General features: G+C 65.3%; 12 protein-coding genes. 2 read left to right on the top strand and 10 right to left on the bottom strand.

Annotation, left to right across the window (positions count from 1 at the left end):
* Positions 1 to 109 precede the first annotated feature (109 nt).
* Entirely contained in the window at positions 110 to 3,001 is a 2,892-nt protein-coding gene (gcvP, locus tag CH283_RS08955; protein WP_255183151.1) for an aminomethyl-transferring glycine dehydrogenase, read from the top strand.
* A gap of 61 nt (positions 3,002 to 3,062) precedes the next feature.
* Here the strand turns inward: gcvP and CH283_RS08950 are convergent, their stop codons facing one another.
* The 9 genes from CH283_RS08950 to CH283_RS08910 form a co-directional block, all read right to left on the bottom strand.
* Positions 3,063 to 4,202 (bottom strand): metallophosphoesterase, encoded by a 1,140-nt coding sequence (locus tag CH283_RS08950; protein WP_094641717.1) that lies wholly within the window; start codon positions 4,200 to 4,202, stop codon positions 3,063 to 3,065.
* A 3-nt stretch (positions 4,203 to 4,205) separates the two neighbouring features.
* Entirely contained in the window at positions 4,206 to 5,864 is a 1,659-nt protein-coding gene (locus CH283_RS08945) for a substrate-binding and VWA domain-containing protein (RefSeq protein WP_255183150.1), read from the bottom strand.
* A 67-nt stretch (positions 5,865 to 5,931) separates the two neighbouring features.
* Positions 5,932 to 8,106 (bottom strand): malate synthase G, encoded by a 2,175-nt coding sequence (locus CH283_RS08940; protein ID WP_094642349.1) that lies wholly within the window; start codon positions 8,104 to 8,106, stop codon positions 5,932 to 5,934.
* Between the two features lie 65 nt (positions 8,107 to 8,171).
* Positions 8,172 to 9,086 carry a 3-methyladenine DNA glycosylase gene (locus CH283_RS08935; RefSeq protein ID WP_094641719.1) on the bottom strand — a complete coding sequence of 305 codons (915 nt, stop codon included), beginning with the start codon at positions 9,084 to 9,086 and terminating at the stop codon, positions 8,172 to 8,174.
* On the bottom strand, positions 9,087 to 10,223 hold the full coding sequence (locus CH283_RS08930; RefSeq protein ID WP_094641721.1) for a hemolysin family protein: 1,137 nt from the start codon (positions 10,221 to 10,223) through the stop codon (positions 9,087 to 9,089).
* Entirely contained in the window at positions 10,216 to 11,595 is a 1,380-nt protein-coding gene (locus CH283_RS08925; RefSeq protein WP_068047389.1) for a hemolysin family protein, read from the bottom strand. The genes CH283_RS08930 and CH283_RS08925 overlap by 8 nt, the downstream gene beginning before the upstream one ends.
* A 347-nt stretch (positions 11,596 to 11,942) precedes the next feature.
* Positions 11,943 to 13,379: a GuaB1 family IMP dehydrogenase-related protein gene (locus CH283_RS08920; RefSeq protein WP_094641723.1), complete on the bottom strand. Its 1,437-nt coding sequence runs from the start codon at positions 13,377 to 13,379 to the stop codon at positions 11,943 to 11,945.
* 11 nt (positions 13,380 to 13,390) lie between these two features.
* Positions 13,391 to 14,290, bottom strand: a complete 900-nt coding sequence (locus CH283_RS08915) for a DMT family transporter (protein WP_094641725.1) — start codon at positions 14,288 to 14,290, stop codon at positions 13,391 to 13,393.
* Positions 14,287 to 15,672, bottom strand: a complete 1,386-nt coding sequence (locus CH283_RS08910) for a DEAD/DEAH box helicase (RefSeq protein WP_255183149.1) — start codon at positions 15,670 to 15,672, stop codon at positions 14,287 to 14,289. The genes CH283_RS08915 and CH283_RS08910 overlap by 4 nt, the downstream gene beginning before the upstream one ends.
* A gap of 64 nt (positions 15,673 to 15,736) precedes the next feature.
* On the opposite strand from CH283_RS08910, the gene CH283_RS08905 reads away from it, so the two are divergent.
* Positions 15,737 to 16,207, top strand: coding sequence for a DUF4262 domain-containing protein (locus CH283_RS08905; RefSeq protein WP_094641727.1), 471 nt, complete (start codon positions 15,737 to 15,739; stop codon positions 16,205 to 16,207).
* Positions 16,208 to 16,271: 64 nt separating this feature from the next.
* On the opposite strand, the gene gndA is transcribed toward CH283_RS08905, so the two are convergent.
* Complete coding sequence (gene gndA / locus CH283_RS08900; RefSeq protein ID WP_094615060.1) at positions 16,272 to 17,723, bottom strand: NADP-dependent phosphogluconate dehydrogenase; 1,452 nt, start codon at positions 17,721 to 17,723, stop codon at positions 16,272 to 16,274.
* Positions 17,724 to 17,733: the final 10 nt, after the last annotated feature.

Below are 17,733 nucleotides of genomic sequence, written 5' to 3'. Positions count from 1 at the left end.
CCAAGGGGAAAGGTGCCGGCGCGCTTCACTGGTGCGCCGTGTCCGACCGAATCTCTCAGGCGCACGCGTCAGCGGGCACACGACAGAGGGGGAGGAGCGGCCGGAGCGCATGCCTCGGCCGTCCGACGCCTCGTCCTGGGAGCACATCGTGACCGACCGAACCGGCTCGCCCGCACACACTTTCGTCGACCGTCACATCGGCCCCGACGCCACCGAGTTGGTCCGCATCCTCGACACCATCGGCGTCGACAGTCTCGACGAGCTGGCCCGCAAGGCCGTTCCTTCGTCGATCCTCGATACCGTGGTCGACGGCGTTCCCGACGGCTTGGCGACGCTACCGCCCGCGCTGAGCGAGCACGAGGTGCTCTCAGCACTGGCCGACCTCGCCGGGCAGAACACCGTGGCGACGTCGATGATCGGCCTGGGCTACTACGACACGCTCACCCCGCCGGTGCTGACCCGAGGCATTCTGGAGAACCCGGCCTGGTATACCGCGTACACGCCGTATCAGCCGGAGATCAGCCAGGGGCGACTCGAAGCGTTGCTCAACTTCCAGACCATGGTTGCCGACCTCACCGGCATGGACGTGGCCAATGCGTCGATGCTCGACGAGTCGACGGCGGCCGCCGAATCCATGACCTTGATGCGGCGCGCGAACAGGGCGTCGAAGTCGCCTCGGCTACTGGTCGATTCCGATGTCTTCCCGCAAACCGAGGCCGTGTTGGCCACCCGCGCCGAGCCGCTGGGCATCGAACTGGTCTACGCCGATCTGACCGACGGACTACCCGACGGAGAATTCTTCGGTGTGCTCGCGCAGCTGGCCGGAGCATCGGGCCGTCTAGTCGATCACACGGCGATCATCGAGGCCGCGCACGAGAGGGGGGCCCTGGTTGCAGTGGGAGTGGACCTGCTCGCTGCCACCGTGGTGACCCCGCCCGGTGAGATCGGCGCAGACGTCTGCTTCGGAACCACCCAGCGGTTCGGTGTTCCGATGGGATACGGCGGACCGCACGCCGGCTACCTCGCAGTGCGGTCGGGTCATTCCCGTCAGCTGCCCGGCCGACTGGTCGGGGTCTCGCTCGATGCCGACGGCCACCGCGCCTACCGGCTGGCGCTGCAGACCCGCGAGCAGCACATCCGCCGCGAGAAGGCGACCTCCAACATCTGCACCGCTCAGGTCCTGCTGGCCATCGTCGCCGCGATGTACGCCAGCTACCACGGCGCAGACGGATTGCGTGCCATAGCAACTCGGGTGAATGCGCGTGCTCGAACCGTGGCGGCAGGCCTGCGGGAAGCAGGTATCGAGGTGGTGCACACGGACTTCTTCGACACCGTCCTGGCGGCCGTCCCGGGTAAGGCTCAGGCCGTCGTCGACGCTGCCAAGCAACGCGGGATCAATCTGCGGCTTGTCGACGCCGACCACGTGGCCGTCGCGTGCGACGAGGCGACGACGCCCGAGCACATCGCGAACGTGCTCGCCGCGTTCGGTGCAGAAACCGCAGGTTCCGGGGCCGAGTCGTTGCCGGCGAACATGACTCGAACCTCGGAGTACCTCACGCACCCGGCATTCACCAGGTACCGGACCGAGACGGCAATGTTGCGCTACCTGCGTGCGTTGTCCGACAAGGACATTGCGCTCGATCGCAGCATGATTCCGCTGGGTTCGTGCACGATGAAGCTGAACGCGACCGCGGAGATGGAGTCCATCACCTGGCCGCAGTTCGCCCGTCAGCACCCCTTCGCTCCGTCCTCGGATGTGCCCGGTCTGCTGAAGGTGATCGCCGATCTGGAACGGTGGCTCGTGGACATCACCGGCTACGACGCGGTCAGCCTGCAGCCCAATGCGGGAAGCCAGGGTGAATACGCGGGGCTGCTCGCAATTCGCCGCTACCACCTCGGCAACGGCGATGCCGAACGCACCGTCTGCTTGATCCCGTCGAGCGCCCACGGCACCAACGCAGCCTCGGCGGTGATGGTCGGGATGCGCGTGGTGGTGGTGGCCTGCCGTCCCAACGGTGACGTCGACGTCGATGACCTGCGCGCCAAGATCGCCGAGCACGCCGACACCCTCGCGGCGATCATGATCACCTATCCCTCCACCCACGGCGTCTACGAGCACGAGATCTCCGAGATCTGTGCTGCGGTCCACGACGCGGGCGGTCAGGTGTACGTCGACGGTGCCAACCTCAACGCTCTCGTCGGTCTGGCGCGCCCGGGCCGATTCGGCGGCGATGTCAGCCACCTGAACCTGCACAAGACGTTCTGCATCCCACACGGAGGCGGCGGGCCCGGTGTCGGGCCCATCGGTGTGCGGTCGCACCTGCAGCCGTACCTGCCGGGTCACCCACTGGCCCCGCAGCTCGGTTCGGGACCGACGGTGTCCGGTGCCCCCTACGGCAGCGCCTCGATCCTGACGATCACGTGGGCCTACATCGCGATGATGGGTGCGACGGGGCTCCGGCAGGCGACATTGACGGCGATCGCGTCGGCCAACTACATCGCCCGTCGCCTCGACGAGTACTTCCCGGTTCTGTACACCGGCGACAACGGCATGGTTGCCCACGAGTGCATTCTCGATCTGCGGGGCTTGACCAAGGACACCGGAGTCACCGTCGACGACGTAGCGAAGAGGTTGGCGGACTACGGCTTCCACGCGCCCACGATGAGCTTCCCGGTGCCGGGAACTCTGATGGTCGAGCCGACCGAGAGCGAGAACCTCGAGGAGATCGACGCGTTCTGCGATGCGATGATCGCCATCAGGGGAGAGATCGATCGCGTCGGATCGGGCGAATGGACGGTCGACGACAACCCACTTCGAGGTGCACCGCACACCGCTCGGAGTCTGGTTACCGAGTGGGATCACCCGTACTCACGGGAACTCGCTGCCTACCCGGCGGGCTACGACCGTCCGAAGGTGTGGCCGGCGGTGCGTCGCATCGACGGTGCCCACGGAGACCGCAATCTGGTGTGCTCGTGCCCACCGATCGAGGCGTTCGCCTGAGCCGAGAACAGAGCCCGCCACAGCGACGTGGCGGGCTCTGGCGTGGTGGAGTCGGAGGCTTCTAGCCCCGAGTGAGTTCGAGCATTGCGATCTCGGGCGGAGCGGCCACCCGCACCGGTGGACCCCACGCGCCGGCACCGCGGGTGGTGTAGAGCGTGGTGTTGCCGATCGTGTCCAGCCCTTGGACACTGGGCTGCTGTAACGGCACCAGATAACGGATCGGCCAGATCTGACCCCCATGAGTGTGACCGGACACTTGCATGTCCACTCCGAAGTCCGATGCCTCCACCGCCTGCAACGGCTGATGTGCCATCAACAGTACGAAACGATCAGGATCGATCCCGTCCAATGCCGCGGCCAGATCGGGTTCGTACGGAGCCGGTGCGGTGGCGTCGTTGATGCCGGCGATATCGATGGCAGCGTCGCCACGAGTGATCGTCGTACGCTCGTTTCGCAGCACGTCGATGCCGAGCGTCGACCAGAAGTCGAGCCACTCGCCGCCGTCGCCCGCGTAGAACTCGTGATTGCCGCTGACGGCGAACACTCCCAGCGGCGCTTCGAGATCGCGCAGCGGCTCGAGATCTTCTCCCACCAGAGCAACCGTCCCATCGATGAGATCGCCGTCGAGGACCACGACATCGGGATTCTGGGCGTTGATCGAATCGACGACCTTCTGCACGAAATCCACGCCGCGGGAGGGGCCGACATGGAGATCCGACACCAACGCCACTCGGACGCCGTCGAATTCGGCCGGTAGCCTGTCGAGCACGACGTCGGTGTTCGTCGCACGCGGAGTCGCCGCCTCGACGAGTCCGTATCCCACTGCAACCACGCTGACGAGTGCCACCGCCGCCGATCCGATCCGCGACACCCGCAGTCGAACAGCGGACGAATCGCGTTTACGAGCCGCGAACACCACTCTCACGACGGTGCAGACCACGGCCACCAGAATCGTTCCCAGGAACAGGTACAGCACCACGGCGAGCCAACTGAGGCCGACGAAGGCGGGTCCTCGTGCCCAGGACGGATCGAACTCCACGCCGCTGCCGAAACCGATCACCGCACCCAGCCACAGCAGTGCCAGTGCAGCATCGACAGCTCGTTTGGGACGTGTCGGCATCCTGGTCAAGGAGAGGAACCGCCAGTGCAGGAACAGGGTGATGAGGAGTAGAAAAACGCCGACAAAAATTACACGAGACATGTTCTAGTACAGCAACTTTCCGAGTAGATCGATGAATTCCGGTGAATCGGACGTCGGTACGGTCGTGGCAGTGCCGCCGGTACGGGCCGCGATGTCGGTGAACGCAGTCGCGTCGGGGTTGTCGCCGATCATCACCACGTTCACTGCGACCGGACGCGCGGCATCGGACACCGAGTTCAGGTCGGTGAGCAGTTCCTCGGGGGACATGGGCGAATCGTCCGGTCCATCGGTGACGAGGACCACCGAATTCACCCGGCCCGGAACGTATCCGGCCACAGCATCGGCGTACGCGACCAGCACGGATGCGAACGTGAACGACGCACCCGCGGGCGTCGACGCGGCCGCGCTGGATTCCAGAGCAGCCCGCCTGGACGTCGGCCCGATCGCAGCCGACATCGGCCCGGTCGGAACGTCGACCCGGAAGGGGAGTGAATTGTCCAGATCCTCGCCGAAGCTCCACAGCCCCAGCTCGGTGGCGTCGGGCACTCGCTGGAACTGCTCGCCGAGAGCGCGAACCGTGTTCTGCAGCCGAGTCGCGCTGCCTTCGGACGTGCCCATCGACTCGGATACGTCGAGCAGCACCGTGGCGCGGCGCGGCAGGACCGGGCTTCGCAGCACGGCCAGCAGTGCGTCGGCCACCGATCCGGAAGGAGCAGCGAGGGCATCGGCGTCCTGGGTCTCGCCGACGCCGAAGCCCGCATCCGTGAGCAATTGCGCACCGTCCGGCTGCCGGACGAAATCGACGAACGCGGCGGCCGCCCGAGTCGATGTCTCGTCGCCGGAGAGTACGGCCGCGGGATGATCGGCAACGGGAGTGGGGCCCTGAGGTTCGACGGCGGTCAACGTCGACGAATCGGTCGATGCCAGTTGCTGCTCGGTGACCGGGACCGCGTGGACGGGGGCATCGGAGCCGGGCGCGTTCTCCAGTGCCGCGAGCGCGTCGTAGGTGGTGGATTCGGACGTCGCGGAGGCTCCGGTGTCGGTGACGGCCAGCTCCGACACGGCCGAGACCACTTCTCTGGACGAGGCCTGTTCCAGGGTCAATTCGCTGGTCGGATCTTCGCGTATCCCGGCAGCGATTGCGGCGAGCGCCAGTGTGGTTGCGCCGGAATCGGATCCGGTCGGTAGTGCGAGACGGAGTGCGCCCCACTCGCCGAGGCCGAATGCCTGCGGATCACGTTGCAGGCGGACCAGGTCGGCCCAACTTGCCGTGGCCAGAGCGTCGGCCACGGCAGACGGCACTGCGAGCACTACCGGACTCGACGCCAGTGGCCGCGGGGTGCCGTCGACTGCCCCGCGGTCGGTCACGGCCTCCACGTCACCCGACGATCGAGGTATCCACAGGCCCGGCCGAGCACCGAGTGCGCCGACGTCCCAGTTGTCGATACCGGCGTTCAATGCCGTCCGCACAGCATCGGAGGCGGTAGCTCGAACCCGCACCGTCACACAGTGATCTCGCACCACCGGTGCGGTGTCGTTGAACCGGGAAGCCAGTTGTTCGACGGGTCCGGAGATGTCGGGATCGGCGGCGACAGTGAGCACCGCCGATCCCTCCACACATGTGTCGGCAGCTTCGACCCCTTGGTCGAAGATACGATCCCGCAGTTGAAACCATCCGAAGACGGCCGCGACCAGCACCGCGATCGTGATCACGACGATCACGGGTCCGGCGGCTATCGATCGCCCGCGCCCTGTGTTCCGATGTTCACCCACGTGATCGACAAGTCCGTCAGGCGTTGACGGCCTTGTACTCCCGTCGGCGACGATGCAGGATCGGCTCGGTGTAGCCGTTGGGCTGGCTGGTGCCCTGGAAGATCAGGTCACTGGCAGCCTGGAAAGCGATGTTGGTGTCGAAGTCGGGAGCCAACGGCTTGTACGTCGGATCGGCTTCGTTCTGGCGGTCCACCACCGGTGCCATCCGCTTCAGCGACTCGCGCACCTGGTCTTCGGTGACGATGCCGTGGCGCAGCCAGTTCGCGATGAACTGACTCGAAATACGCAGCGTTGCACGGTCTTCCATGAGTGCGATGTCGTTGATGTCGGGCACCTTCGAGCAGCCGACGCCGTGGTCGATCCACCGCACCACGTAGCCCAGGATCGATTGCGAGTTGTTGTCGAGCTCGTTCTGCTTCTCCTCGTCGGTCCAGTCCGTGGACGGCGCGAGAGGAATTTCGAGAATGTCGTCGACGCTGGCCCGCTTGGCCTGTGCGATCTCGTGCTGGCGGGCGAAAACATCGACCTTGTGATAGTGCAGGGCATGCAAGGTCGCAGCGGTAGGCGAGGGAACCCACGCGGTGTTGGCTCCGGCCTTGGGGTGGCCGATCTTCTGCTCGAGCATGTCGTGCATCAGATCGGGCATGGCCCACATGCCCTTACCGATCTGCGCCTTGCCTTCGAGGCCTGCAGCCAGACCGGTGTCGACGTTGAAGTCCTCGTAGGCCGCGATCCACTTCTCGCCCTTCATCGCGCCCTTGCGTACGACGGGACCCGCCTCCATCGAGGTGTGGATCTCGTCGCCGGTGCGGTCGAGGAAGCCGGTGTTGATGAACACGACCCGCTCGGATGCGGCCTGGATGCACGCTTTGAGGTTGACCGTCGTGCGGCGTTCCTCGTCCATGATGCCGACCTTGAGTGTGTTGGTCGGAAGGCCGAGGACCTGCTCGACACGGCCGAACAGCTCCGCGGTGAACGCGACCTCGTCCGGTCCGTGCATCTTGGGCTTGACGATGTACAGCGAACCGGTGCGTGAGTTGGACAGCACGTTGTCCGAGGTCAGCGAGTGCATACCGGCCAGCGAGGTGAACAGCGCGTCGAGAATTCCCTCGGGCACCTCGTTGCCGTCGGCATCGAGGATCGCATCCGAAGTCATCAGGTGACCGACGTTGCGGACGAACAGCAGCGAGCGACCGTGCAGTGTCAGTTCCGAACCGTCGACCGAGGTGTAGGTGCGGTCCTTGTTCATCGCACGAGTGAAGCTCTTGCCACCCTTGGAGACTTCCTCGGTCAAGTCGCCCTTCATCAGACCGAGCCAGTTGCGGTAGCCGAGGACCTTGTCGTCCGCATCGACTGCAGCGACGGAGTCCTCGAAGTCCATGATGGTGGTGACAGCGGACTCGAGCAGAACGTCCTTGACTCCCGCGCCGTCGGTCTTGCCGATCGGGCTCTCGGGGTCGATCTGGATCTCGAAGTGCAAGCCGTTGTGGACGAACAGGATCGCCGACGGCGCATCCGGGGTGCCCCGGTAGCCGAGCAGCTGTGACGGATCCTTCAGCCCGACGGTGCTTCCGTCGGCGAGAGTCACCGTCAGAGACGCTGCGTCGACGACGTATCCGGTGGTACCGACGTGCGAACCGGAACTCAGGGGCAACGCTTCGTCGAGGAAGTCCCGCGCGAAGGCGATGACCTTGTCGCCGCGGACCCTGTTGTAGCTGGTGCCCTTCTCGGCACCGTCGGTCTCGGGAATGGCATCGGTTCCGTAGAGAGCGTCGTACAGCGAGCCCCACCGTGCGTTGGACGCGTTGATCGCGAACCGGGCATTGAGCACCGGCACCACGAGCTGCGGTCCGGCCGTGGTGGTGATCTCGGTGTCGACACCGGAGGTGCTGATCTGGAAGTCGGCCGGCTCGTCGAGCAGGTAGCCGATCTCCTTCAGGAATGCCTTGTACGCGGCGCGGTCGTAGTTCGGCCCCGCGTGCTCACCGTGCCAGGCGTCGACCTTGCCCTGGATCTCGTCGCGGACAGCGAGCAACGACTTGTTCTTGGGAGCGAGATCGGCGATCAGCGACGCGGCACCGGTCCAGAAGGCATCCGAATCCACGTCGGTACCCGGCAGCGCCTCCTTCTCGACGAAATCGAATAGGACCTTGGCGACCTGAAGTCCACCAGCCTGCACACGATCGGTCATGAATTCCTCACTCTTTCCGGTCATGGACACCGGTGACCGGTGTCCCCACGACAACGCTGTCGATGTTACTCGGCGGTAGGTCCGACGCCGAACTCGCCGCCGATCAGTAAATTCTGGCATCGAGCGATCAACGCCGAGCGCAGAGGTGCCGCTTCGCTCGACAACTCTCCCTGCGCGCGCACATATTCCGCTCGTCCGGCCGCGGTCTCTATTCGAATGGGTTCGAGATCGTAGTCACTCAGGTCGTACGGGCTCGCGCGCATGTCGATCGTTCGCGCGTGCAGAGCCAGCTCGAAGCAGTCGGTGAGAAACTCGGAATCGATCAGCGGTCCGAGCTTGTAGCACCACTTGTACAGATCCATCGAGGCGTGAATGCACCCGGGTTGCTCGGATGTCAGACGCGACTCCGCCGACAGCGTAAGAGCATTGCGCGGCGCAGCATCGGGAGTGAAGAAGCGGAAGGCGTCGTAGTGAGTGCACCGCAACGTCATCGAATCGACCACGGCATCGGTTCCGTCGTGTCCCAGACGCAGTGGCACCTGCTCGTGACGCTGCGCCGACGTTCCCCCGCGGTAAACCATCGCCCACTCGTGCAGTCCGAAACATCCGAGCACCGGCGGCCTGTCTCGGGTGGCGGAGAGCAGGCCGAGGGTGAATTCGATGCTCGATCGTCGACGCTCGACCAGATCCGACCGCACCCGAAAACCCGGGCCGTCGGCGGTGTCCACCTGCTCGTAGGACGCGAACTCCGCGTAGTCACGCGCACGATCGCCGGTGAGTACGACGCCGTGACCTGGATTCCATCGGCGTAGCTGACCCGGGCGGTGACTGTAGTAGGTGAACAGAAAATCGAGCACCGGATGGACGCCGCCGTGGCCCCGGTCGGTCAGATAATCACCGACGAGGTTCTCCACCCGCGCCGTATGCGCAACACGACGAGCGGTCCACTGCCCTTCGCTCACCAACGTCGAATTGGGCATTCACGCGTTCCGTGGGGGAGTGGTCGCAGGCTTGAAGTTGGACGACGATTGACCCGGACGGGGACCGGCCACCCGGTGTGTGCCGTCCCGAACCGTACCGACGAACTCCTCGACCAGGTCCTCGAGCGCGACGATACCGACCGTGGCACCGGTCGCGTCGTGCACGGCACCGAGGTGGCTGCTGGCCCGACGCAACTTGGTCAACGCGTCGTCGAGCACCGTGTCGATGGAGACCACCGGCAGTGCTCGCACTTCACTGCGGGGAATGACCGTGTCCGGTCCTGCCGACTCGTCGGCCATGTCGTCGAGTACGTCCTTGAGGTGCAGGTAGCCCACAAGTGCACCCGAGGCGTCGCGAACCGGATAGCGCGAGAATCCCGTTTCGATGACGGCTCGTTCGACCGAGCCCAGGGTGGGTCCGAGGGTGTGATCGGGACCGGACAACTCGATACTGCGAACCTGGTGCGAGGGAATCAGAACCTCACCCACCGTTCGGCCGGACGTCTCGAGCGCCTGCCGCAATCGTCGATGCTCCTCGGCGTCGATCAATCCCTCGGATCGTGATTCGCCGATCATCTGCGACAACTCGACCGCCGACACCGACGAACTCAGCTCGTCCTTGGGTTCGATCCGCAGCAGTCGAAGGGTGAGGTTGGCGCACATGTTGTAGAACGAGATCAGCGGCAGCGCCACCTTGATGAACAGCAGATGGATGGGCACCAGAATCATGGCGGTGCTCTCCGGGCCGGCGATCGCGATGTTCTTGGGCACCATCTCACCGATGAGAATGTGCAGAACGACCACGAGCGTCAACGCGATGGCGAAGGCGATCGGGTGCAGGAAGGACTCGGGAATGCCGACTGCCTCGAGCGGAACCTCGATCAGGTGTGCCACTGCAGGCTCTGCCACACGACCGAGAAGGATAGAGCAGATCGTGATGCCGAGCTGTGCAGCGGCGAGCATCTGCGACAGGTTCTGACCGGCCTCGATCACGCTCTGAGCGCGCTTCTTGCCCTGCGCGAGCAGCGCTTCGAGACGATCCCGCCGGGCCGAGATCAGTGCGAACTCGGCTCCGACGAAGAATGCGTTGCCGGCGAGCAGTAGAACGGCGAGACCGACTCCGAGGAAATCACCCATCGATCTCACCGTCCGATCTCATCCGAGCCACCGCTGCCGCGTCGACGGGCAGGAGCACCACCCGGTCGATGCGACGGCCGTCCATCCGAATCACCCGTGCCACCCAACCGCCGTCTCGTTCGAGCGGATCCTCGTTCGCCGGCGGAGGCAACAGAACTGCGTCCCCCTCGGTCGGAATGCGACCCAACTCTGTCAGAACCAGACCGCCGATGGTTTCGTACTCGCCCTCCGGCGCGGAATACCCCGTGGCCGACGCGACCTCGTCGATACGCAGCAGGCCTGCGCAGTCCCATCCGTCGCCCGACCTGGAGACGTCGAGCTCCGGCTCGTCGTGTTCGTCGCGCACGTCACCGACGATCTCCTCGATCAGATCCTCCATCGTGACCATGCCCGCGGTGCCGCCGTACTCGTCGACGACGAGCGCGACCTGCATACCGTCGGCGCGTACCCGTTCCATCACCGCGTCGCCGTCGAGGCTGGACGGTACGACAGGAACGTCGCGTGCCAGGGACTCGACCGTCGTCGAGCGACGGTGCGCTCCGGCGACGGTGAACGCATGCTTGATGTGAACGACGCCGATGGTGTCGTCCAGATCGCCGTCGACCACCGGAAAGCGCGAGAAGCCGGTCCGCGCCGCCGTTTCGATCAAATCGGCCACCGTGGCGTCGGTGGCGAGCGTTTCGATCTTGACTCGTGGCGTCATCAGTTCCTCGGCCGTGCGATCACCGAACTGCAACGATCGATCGACCAGTCGGGCGGTGTTCTCGTCGATCGATCCCTGCCGCGCCGACGTGCGGACCAGCGAACCCAGTTCCTGCGGCGATCGCGCGGATCTCAGTTCTTCCGCCGGTTCGATCCCGAGCCGGCGTACCAGCCAGTTCGCCGAACCGTTGAGCCCGTTGATGGCCCATTTGAAGACCAGTGAGAACCCGGCCATTGCACCGGCGGTGACACGAGCGGTCGACATCGGTTTCGCAATGGCGATGTTCTTGGGAACCAGCTCACCGAAGATCATCGAGAACGACGTGGCCAGGATCAGCGCCACCGCGAGCGAGATGCCTGCGGAGAGGGTCTCGGATGCGCCCAGCGCGTCGGCCAGCGGCCGAATGAAGCCGGCCAGCACAGGTTCGGCCAGGTAACCGGTGATCAGTGTCGTGATGGTGATGCCGAGTTGGGCACCGGACAGCTGAAACGACAGTGTCTTGTGAGCGTGCAATACCTGGCGTGAGCGCAGGTCGCCGTTGTCGGCCTGTGACTCGACCGCACTGCGTTCGAGAGCGGTCAGAGAGAACTCGGCCGCAACGAACAGTGCGGTCCCGGCCGTCAGAGCGACGAAACCGAGCAGGCTGACGATGGTCAGAAGAAGTGCCACGCGTCAGCTCCGCCTGAGCCGGGACCGTCGAAGCTGGGACAGGAGCATCGCGCCGCCGGAATGCACGTGGTTGCCGGAATCTGGGTCGCCGGGTCTCTCTCCCGGCTCGATAGAGGATCCCTCCGAAGTGGAACCGTCGTCGTGTTGTTCCGCAGTTGCCGCTACGGCAACCGAGATAGTGGGTGCCTCGGGCACCTGATTCCCTTCTGTCCGGTTCGCGATGTGGTCCCACCCCGTGAGGAGCCGACCGTTCCGCCACACGTCGGGAATCGAATGCTCGAATGTCCGACGAGTGACGAGCGCGAACAACTGTGTTTGCTGTGGGTGAGTCTAACCGTGCCCGACCATCACCACCCGGAGGGCAGGGGCCGTCCTTCGGCGAATCCGGCAGCGGACTGGACTCCCAGAACAGCTCGTTCGGCCAACTCCGCAAGCGAACGGGCTCCCGCATACGTGCAGGTACTGCGAACTCCGGCACAGATGTGATCGATCAGGTCCTCGACACCGGGCCGATCGGGATCGAGGCGCATCCGCGAACTGGAAATGCCCTCCTCGAACAAGGCCTTGCGAGCCCGGTCGAACGCCCCATCGGTGGCGGTACGGGCGGCAACGGCTCGCTTGGACGCCATACCGAAGCTCTCCTTGTACCGATTGCCGGATGCGTCCACCCGCAGGTCGCCCGGCGACTCGTACGTGCCGGCGAACCACGAGCCGATCATGACGTTCGCAGCGCCGGCAGCCAGTGCGAGAGCAACGTCACGTGGGTGGCGTACACCGCCGTCGGCCCACACCGAAGCCCCGAGTTCGGCTGCCGCAGCCGAACAATCGGCGACAGCCGAGAACTGGGGGCGTCCGACGCCGGTCATCATGCGTGTCGTGCACATCGCTCCCGGCCCGACACCGACCTTGACGATGTCCGCGCCCGCCTCCACCAGATCGCGCGTCCCCTGCGCGGACACCACATTGCCGGCCGCCAGGGGAACGCCGAGATCGAGGGAGCGCACGGCAGCGAGGGCTTCGAGCATCTTCTGCTGATGCCCGTGAGCGGTGTCCATCACGAGCACATCGGCCCCGGCCTCGACCAGTGCGGTCGCCTTCTCGGCCACGTTGCCGTTGATGCCGACCGCAGCAGCGATACGGAGGCGACCCGACGCGTCGACTGCAGGCGCGTAGATTCCGGTTCTGATCGCGCCGGTCCTGGTGACCACACCTGCCAGGGAGCCGTCGTTCTCGACGACGACGGCGAGGTGGGCGTGTGCCGCCTCCATCAGCTCGAAAACTTCCTTGGGCGACGCGTGGCGAGGGGCTCGCACGAAATCGGCCGACGCCACGGAACTGAGCCGCGCGAATCGGTCGACGTCGGCGCAGGCACCCTCGGACACGACTCCGATCGGCTTGCCGTGTTCGACGATCACGACCGACCCGTGTGCACGCTTGTGCATCAGCGCCAAAGCGTCGGACACGGATGCGTTGGGGCCGAGGACGACCGGTGTGTCCGCGATCAGGTCGCGACTCTTGACGAATGCGACGGTTTCGGCGACGGCTTCGGTGGGGAGATCCTGCGGGATCACTGCGATCGCTCCGCGACGTGCGACGGTTTCGGCCATACGCCGACCCGACACCGCGGTCATGTTCGATACGACGATCGGAATGGTCGTTCCCGAGCCGTCGACCGTACTGAGGTCGACATCGAATCGCGACGTGACGTCGGTTCGGTTGGGGACGAGGAAGACATCGTCGTAGGTGAGATCGTAGGGCGGCTGATGACCATCGAGGAACTGCACGTTGATCGAGACTACCGGTCGGGCTGGATCGGCGGGGTCGACGCCCCGTCCACCGTCTCCCTTTCGATGCGAGTCGACGCCTGGGTCTGAGACAGTCGAATCGTCGCGGCGATCATGACGGACACCGCTACGGCGATGACGGCGAGGGAAGCCCCGTCGGTTCTGATTCGCTCGTCCAGGACCGTGATGCCGATGAACGCAGCGCCGAGGGGCTCGCCGATCGTGACGGCAGGCATGGACGCGGACAGCGGACCGACTTGAAACGCGCGTTGTTGGAGGTAGAAGCCGAGAACTCCCGATCCGACGAGGGCGTAGGTCTGCCAGGCCGTCAACGCGCCGAACCTCTCGTTCTCCACGAGGTCGGTGACCAACTTCGTCAGAGCCGCGGCCAGACCGAACAGCAACCCTCCTGCGGCTCCGAGCAACAGGGCCCGCACACCGGGGGCGGTCAGGAGCAGACCTCCCACTGCTGCGCCGCCGATCACGACCGCGGCGACGATCAGAGGAACGATCCAGTCGGACAGAGGGGCGTCGGTGTCACCTTCGCTGGGGTCGCCGACCACGATGAACACCGCGAGGGCGGCGGCAAGCAGGAATGCGAGCACCCACGTCGAAGCAGGGAGAACCCGGCCCGCCAATTTCGCCGACATCGGGAGTGCGAACAGCAGGGCGGTGACGAGCAACGGCTGCACGACCAGGACCGAACCGACCCACAGTGCAGCGATCTGAACGGCGTAGCCGCCCCCGTCGCCGAGTACGCCCACCCACCATCTGGGGCTTCGGATCAGAGCCGAGAGCAGTGACGTTCCCTCGCGGACCGACGCCGCGGCGCTCTGCTGTGCCACCGACGCACAGGCGAACAGGAATGCCGAAACCAGGGCGAGCGCGATCGACAACCACGAGGCGGTCACCCGCGTCGTCCTCTGTTGCCGCCCCGCCTGCCCCCGGTCCGCTCGCCTCGCTCGTGTCGGACGGGCGCAGCACCGCGCCGCGATCCACGTTGTGCCGGTGCTTCGACCGCTTCGGCCGGGAGCGGCCTGCCGATGGGTGTACGCGCCCCGGTCAATCGACGCCACGAGGTGGGATCGCTCTCGGTGTCGACCACCGTTGCCGAGACACCGGCATCGCCCGCCATCGCGCACACGTGATCCACCTGTTCGGCCGTAGCCAACGTCACGACGGTTCCGCTGGATCCGGCGCGGGCGGTGCGACCTGCGCGATGCACGTAGTCCTTGGAATCCAGTGGTGGGTCCACGTGGACCACGAGGCTGACGTCGTCGACGTGAACCCCACGTGCCGCGACATCGGTCGCGATCAGCGCAGTCGATGCGCCGTCGCCGAAGGCGGCCAGCGAACGTGTGCGGTGCGCCTGAGTCTTGTTGCCGTGCAACGACGATACCGATACACCCAGCCGGCGACAGTCGTCGGTGAGCCGGTCGACCGCGTGAGTGGTGCGGACGAACAGCAACGTGCGACCGTCCCTGTTGGCAAGTGCCGCAGCTACTTCTGTCTTGCGGGCAGCATCGACTCGAAACACGTAATGTGCGATGTCGGGTTCGCTCACCGACTCCGCGGTGGAATGTTCGGCCGGATCGCTGAGGAACTTCTCGACCAGGCGGTCGACGTCTCCGTCCAGGGTCGCCGAGAACAGCAACCGCTGGCCGCCGGTCGGTGTCGCAGCGAGAAGTGAATCGACCTGGGGCAGAAAGCCCATGTCCACCATGCGATCTGCCTCGTCTATCACGGTGACCTCCACCCGATTCAACGTGATCGAACGACGCTCGAGGAGATCGTTGAGGCGACCGGGTGTGGCCACCACGATGTCGATTCCGCGCTGTATCTCTCGGACATTGCGCTCGAGCGGAACGCCGCCGACCACGCCGACGCTGCGCAGGCCGAACGTCGCACCATGGATGTCGAGCACTTCCTGGATCTGGAGCGCGAGTTCGCGAGTGGGAGCCAGCACGAGTCCACGCGGTGCACCGGGCTCGCTGCGTCGGCCGGCAAGCCGCACGAGCAGCGGAAGCCCGAACGCGAGAGTCTTGCCGGATCCGGTCGGAGCACGGCCCAGCACATCGCGGCCCGCGAGCGCATCGGGCAGGGCGGCGGACTGGATCGGAAACGGCTCGGAGACACCCGCTTTCCTGAGCGAGTGCACGAGAACCACGGGCAGTCCCAGTTCTGCGAACGATCGAACGGATTGACCCGGCATGGCTGTGACCATACCGCTGCGTCGGCCGTGCGTCGGAATCTTCTTGTCGGTGCCCCGCGCAATACTCGGGGCAGAACGCATGTTCGATCGGCGTTCGACACCGTGATTGCCGAGGGGGCGATCGCACGCAGAGTGTGGGGGAGCTATGTGCAAGATGTGTCAGGGCTACAGCGTCGACGAGTACATCGAGGGCGTGATACGCACCATCGACAGGTGTGGCTGGGCCCTGCAGTACGTCGAATCGGAAGTCGATCCCGACGGTATCCATCCGGCGTTCTGCTACACGGTCGGTCTCACGAATTTCGGTAGCCCGGAGATCGTCCTGACGGGGCGCGGGCCGCACGAGTCCTCGAGAATTCTCAATTCGCTCGGCGCATCGGTGGTCTCGGGAATGCTGGAGGTCGAATCCGGAATCGGTTGCACTGCAGCAGGATTCGAGCTGTTCACCATCGACGTACCGGACTGTGCGGATATTCTGTACACCGCATCCGACGTGTACGGCCAAGGGTGCTTCAGTGCGGTGCAGGCGGTGTGGAAGGACCTGGAAGGTGCCCTGCCGTGGGAGGGCATCCCGTCGACGGTGGTCCAACCGATACTCGGGCCGGTGCCCGTCTGACCGGGGTACCCAGCACCGGTGGCGCTGCGTGATGCACGCAGCGCCACCGGCGGGCGGTCGTCGGTCAGGCTTCTATTTCGGAACGATCGCCGCTCCACAGAGTGTGGAACTTTCCTTCCGAGTCGGTTCGCTCGTAGGTGTGCGCCCCGAAGAAATCTCGCTGTCCCTGTGTCAGAGCGGCAGGTAGACGCTCTGCCCGCAACGCGTCGTAGTAGGAGAGCGAGGACGCGAACGCGGGGACCGGAATGCCCAACGAAGCCGCGGTGATGACGACCCGACGCCAGCTGTCGATGGCGTTCTCGATGGCATCACGGAAGTACGGGGCCAGGATCAAGCTCGGCAGTTCGGCGTTGTCGTCGTACGCGTCCTTGATGCGATCGAGGAACCGCGCGCGAATGATGCAGCCACCGCGCCAGATCGTGGCGAGGTCGCCGGGATGCAGATTCCAGTCGTATTCGGCACTGCCCGCGGCGATCTGGTCGAAGCCCTGTGCGTAGGCGACGATCTTCGACGCGTACAGAGCCCGACTGATGTCGTGTGTGAACTGCTCCGCGTCGGTCGGCTTGTCGGCCAGTGTTCCCGAGGCGAGTCCTACGGCTGCCTTGCGCTGAGCGCGTGACCCCGACAGAGCCCGAGCGAACACCGCCTCGGCGATACCGGTGACGGGAACCCCGAGGTCCAGGGCCGCCTTGACCGTCCAGCGACCGGTGCCCTTCTGTTCGGCAGCATCGACGATCACGTCGACGAGAGGCTGACCGGTCTTGGCGTCGACCTGCCGAAGAACCTCGGCGGTGATCTCGACGAGGTAGCTCTCCAGATCACCGTTGTTCCATTCGGTGAACACGTCCGCTACCTGAGCCGGCGTGTAGCCGAGAGCGTCGCGGAACAGGTTGTACGCCTCACCGATGAGTTGCATATCGGCGTATTCGATGCCGTTGTGGACCATCTTGACGAAGTGTCCGGAGCCGTCGGGGCCGATATGGGTGCAGCACGGCGTGCCGTCGACCTGAGCTGCGATCGATTCCAATAGCGGACCCAGTGCCTTGTAGGACTCGGCCGGACCACCCGGCATGATCGACGGTCCGTTGAGCGCGCCTTCTTCGCCGCCGGAGATGCCGGCACCGACGAAGAGCAGTCCGCGCTCCTTCATGGCCGCCTCGCGACGAATGGTGTCGGTGTAGAGGGCATTACCACCGTCGATGATGATGTCGCCCTCCTCCATCGCGCCTGCGAGCTCCTCGATCACCGCGTCGGTCGGGTCGCCTGCCTTGACCATGATGAGCACTCGGCGCGGCTTCGCGAGAGCGGCGACGAACTCCTCGATGGTTTCGGTGCGAACGAAGTTGCCCTCGGTGCCGTGCTCGGCGATCAGGGCATCGGTCTTGGCGACACTGCGGTTGTGCAATGCGACGGTGTGGCCGTGATGGGCGAAGTTGCGGGCGATGTTGGAGCCCATGACGGCGAGTCCGGTGACTCCGATCTGAGCCAGTTCTGTCGGTTCTGCTGCTGAGGTCATACAGACAGCT

The organism is Rhodococcus sp. 05-2254-2 (assembly GCF_002259095.1).
Classification (GTDB): Bacteria; Actinomycetota; Actinomycetes; order Mycobacteriales; family Mycobacteriaceae; genus Rhodococcoides.
The sequence above is the reverse complement of the archived record's forward strand: the minus strand, read 5'-3'. Positions and strand labels throughout refer to the sequence as shown.

Excerpts from the sequence above, each read along its gene's own strand:
- CH283_RS08935 (WP_094641719.1), bottom strand. The coding sequence starts at position 9,086 with ATGCCCAATTCGACGTTGGTGAGCGAAGGGCAGTGGACCGCTCGTCGT.
- CH283_RS08940 (WP_094642349.1), bottom strand. The coding sequence starts at position 8,106 with ATGACCGATCGTGTGCAGGCTGGTGGACTTCAGGTCGCCAAGGTCCTA.
- gndA (WP_094615060.1), bottom strand. The coding sequence starts at position 17,723 with ATGACCTCAGCAGCAGAACCGACAGAACTGGCTCAGATCGGAGTCACC.
- CH283_RS08910 (WP_255183149.1), bottom strand. The coding sequence starts at position 15,672 with ATGCGTTCTGCCCCGAGTATTGCGCGGGGCACCGACAAGAAGATTCCG.
- gcvP (WP_255183151.1), top strand. The coding sequence starts at position 110 with ATGCCTCGGCCGTCCGACGCCTCGTCCTGGGAGCACATCGTGACCGAC.
- CH283_RS08905 (WP_094641727.1), top strand. The coding sequence starts at position 15,737 with ATGTGCAAGATGTGTCAGGGCTACAGCGTCGACGAGTACATCGAGGGC.
- CH283_RS08930 (WP_094641721.1), bottom strand. The coding sequence starts at position 10,223 with ATGGGTGATTTCCTCGGAGTCGGTCTCGCCGTTCTACTGCTCGCCGGC.
- CH283_RS08950 (WP_094641717.1), bottom strand. The coding sequence starts at position 4,202 with ATGTCTCGTGTAATTTTTGTCGGCGTTTTTCTACTCCTCATCACCCTG.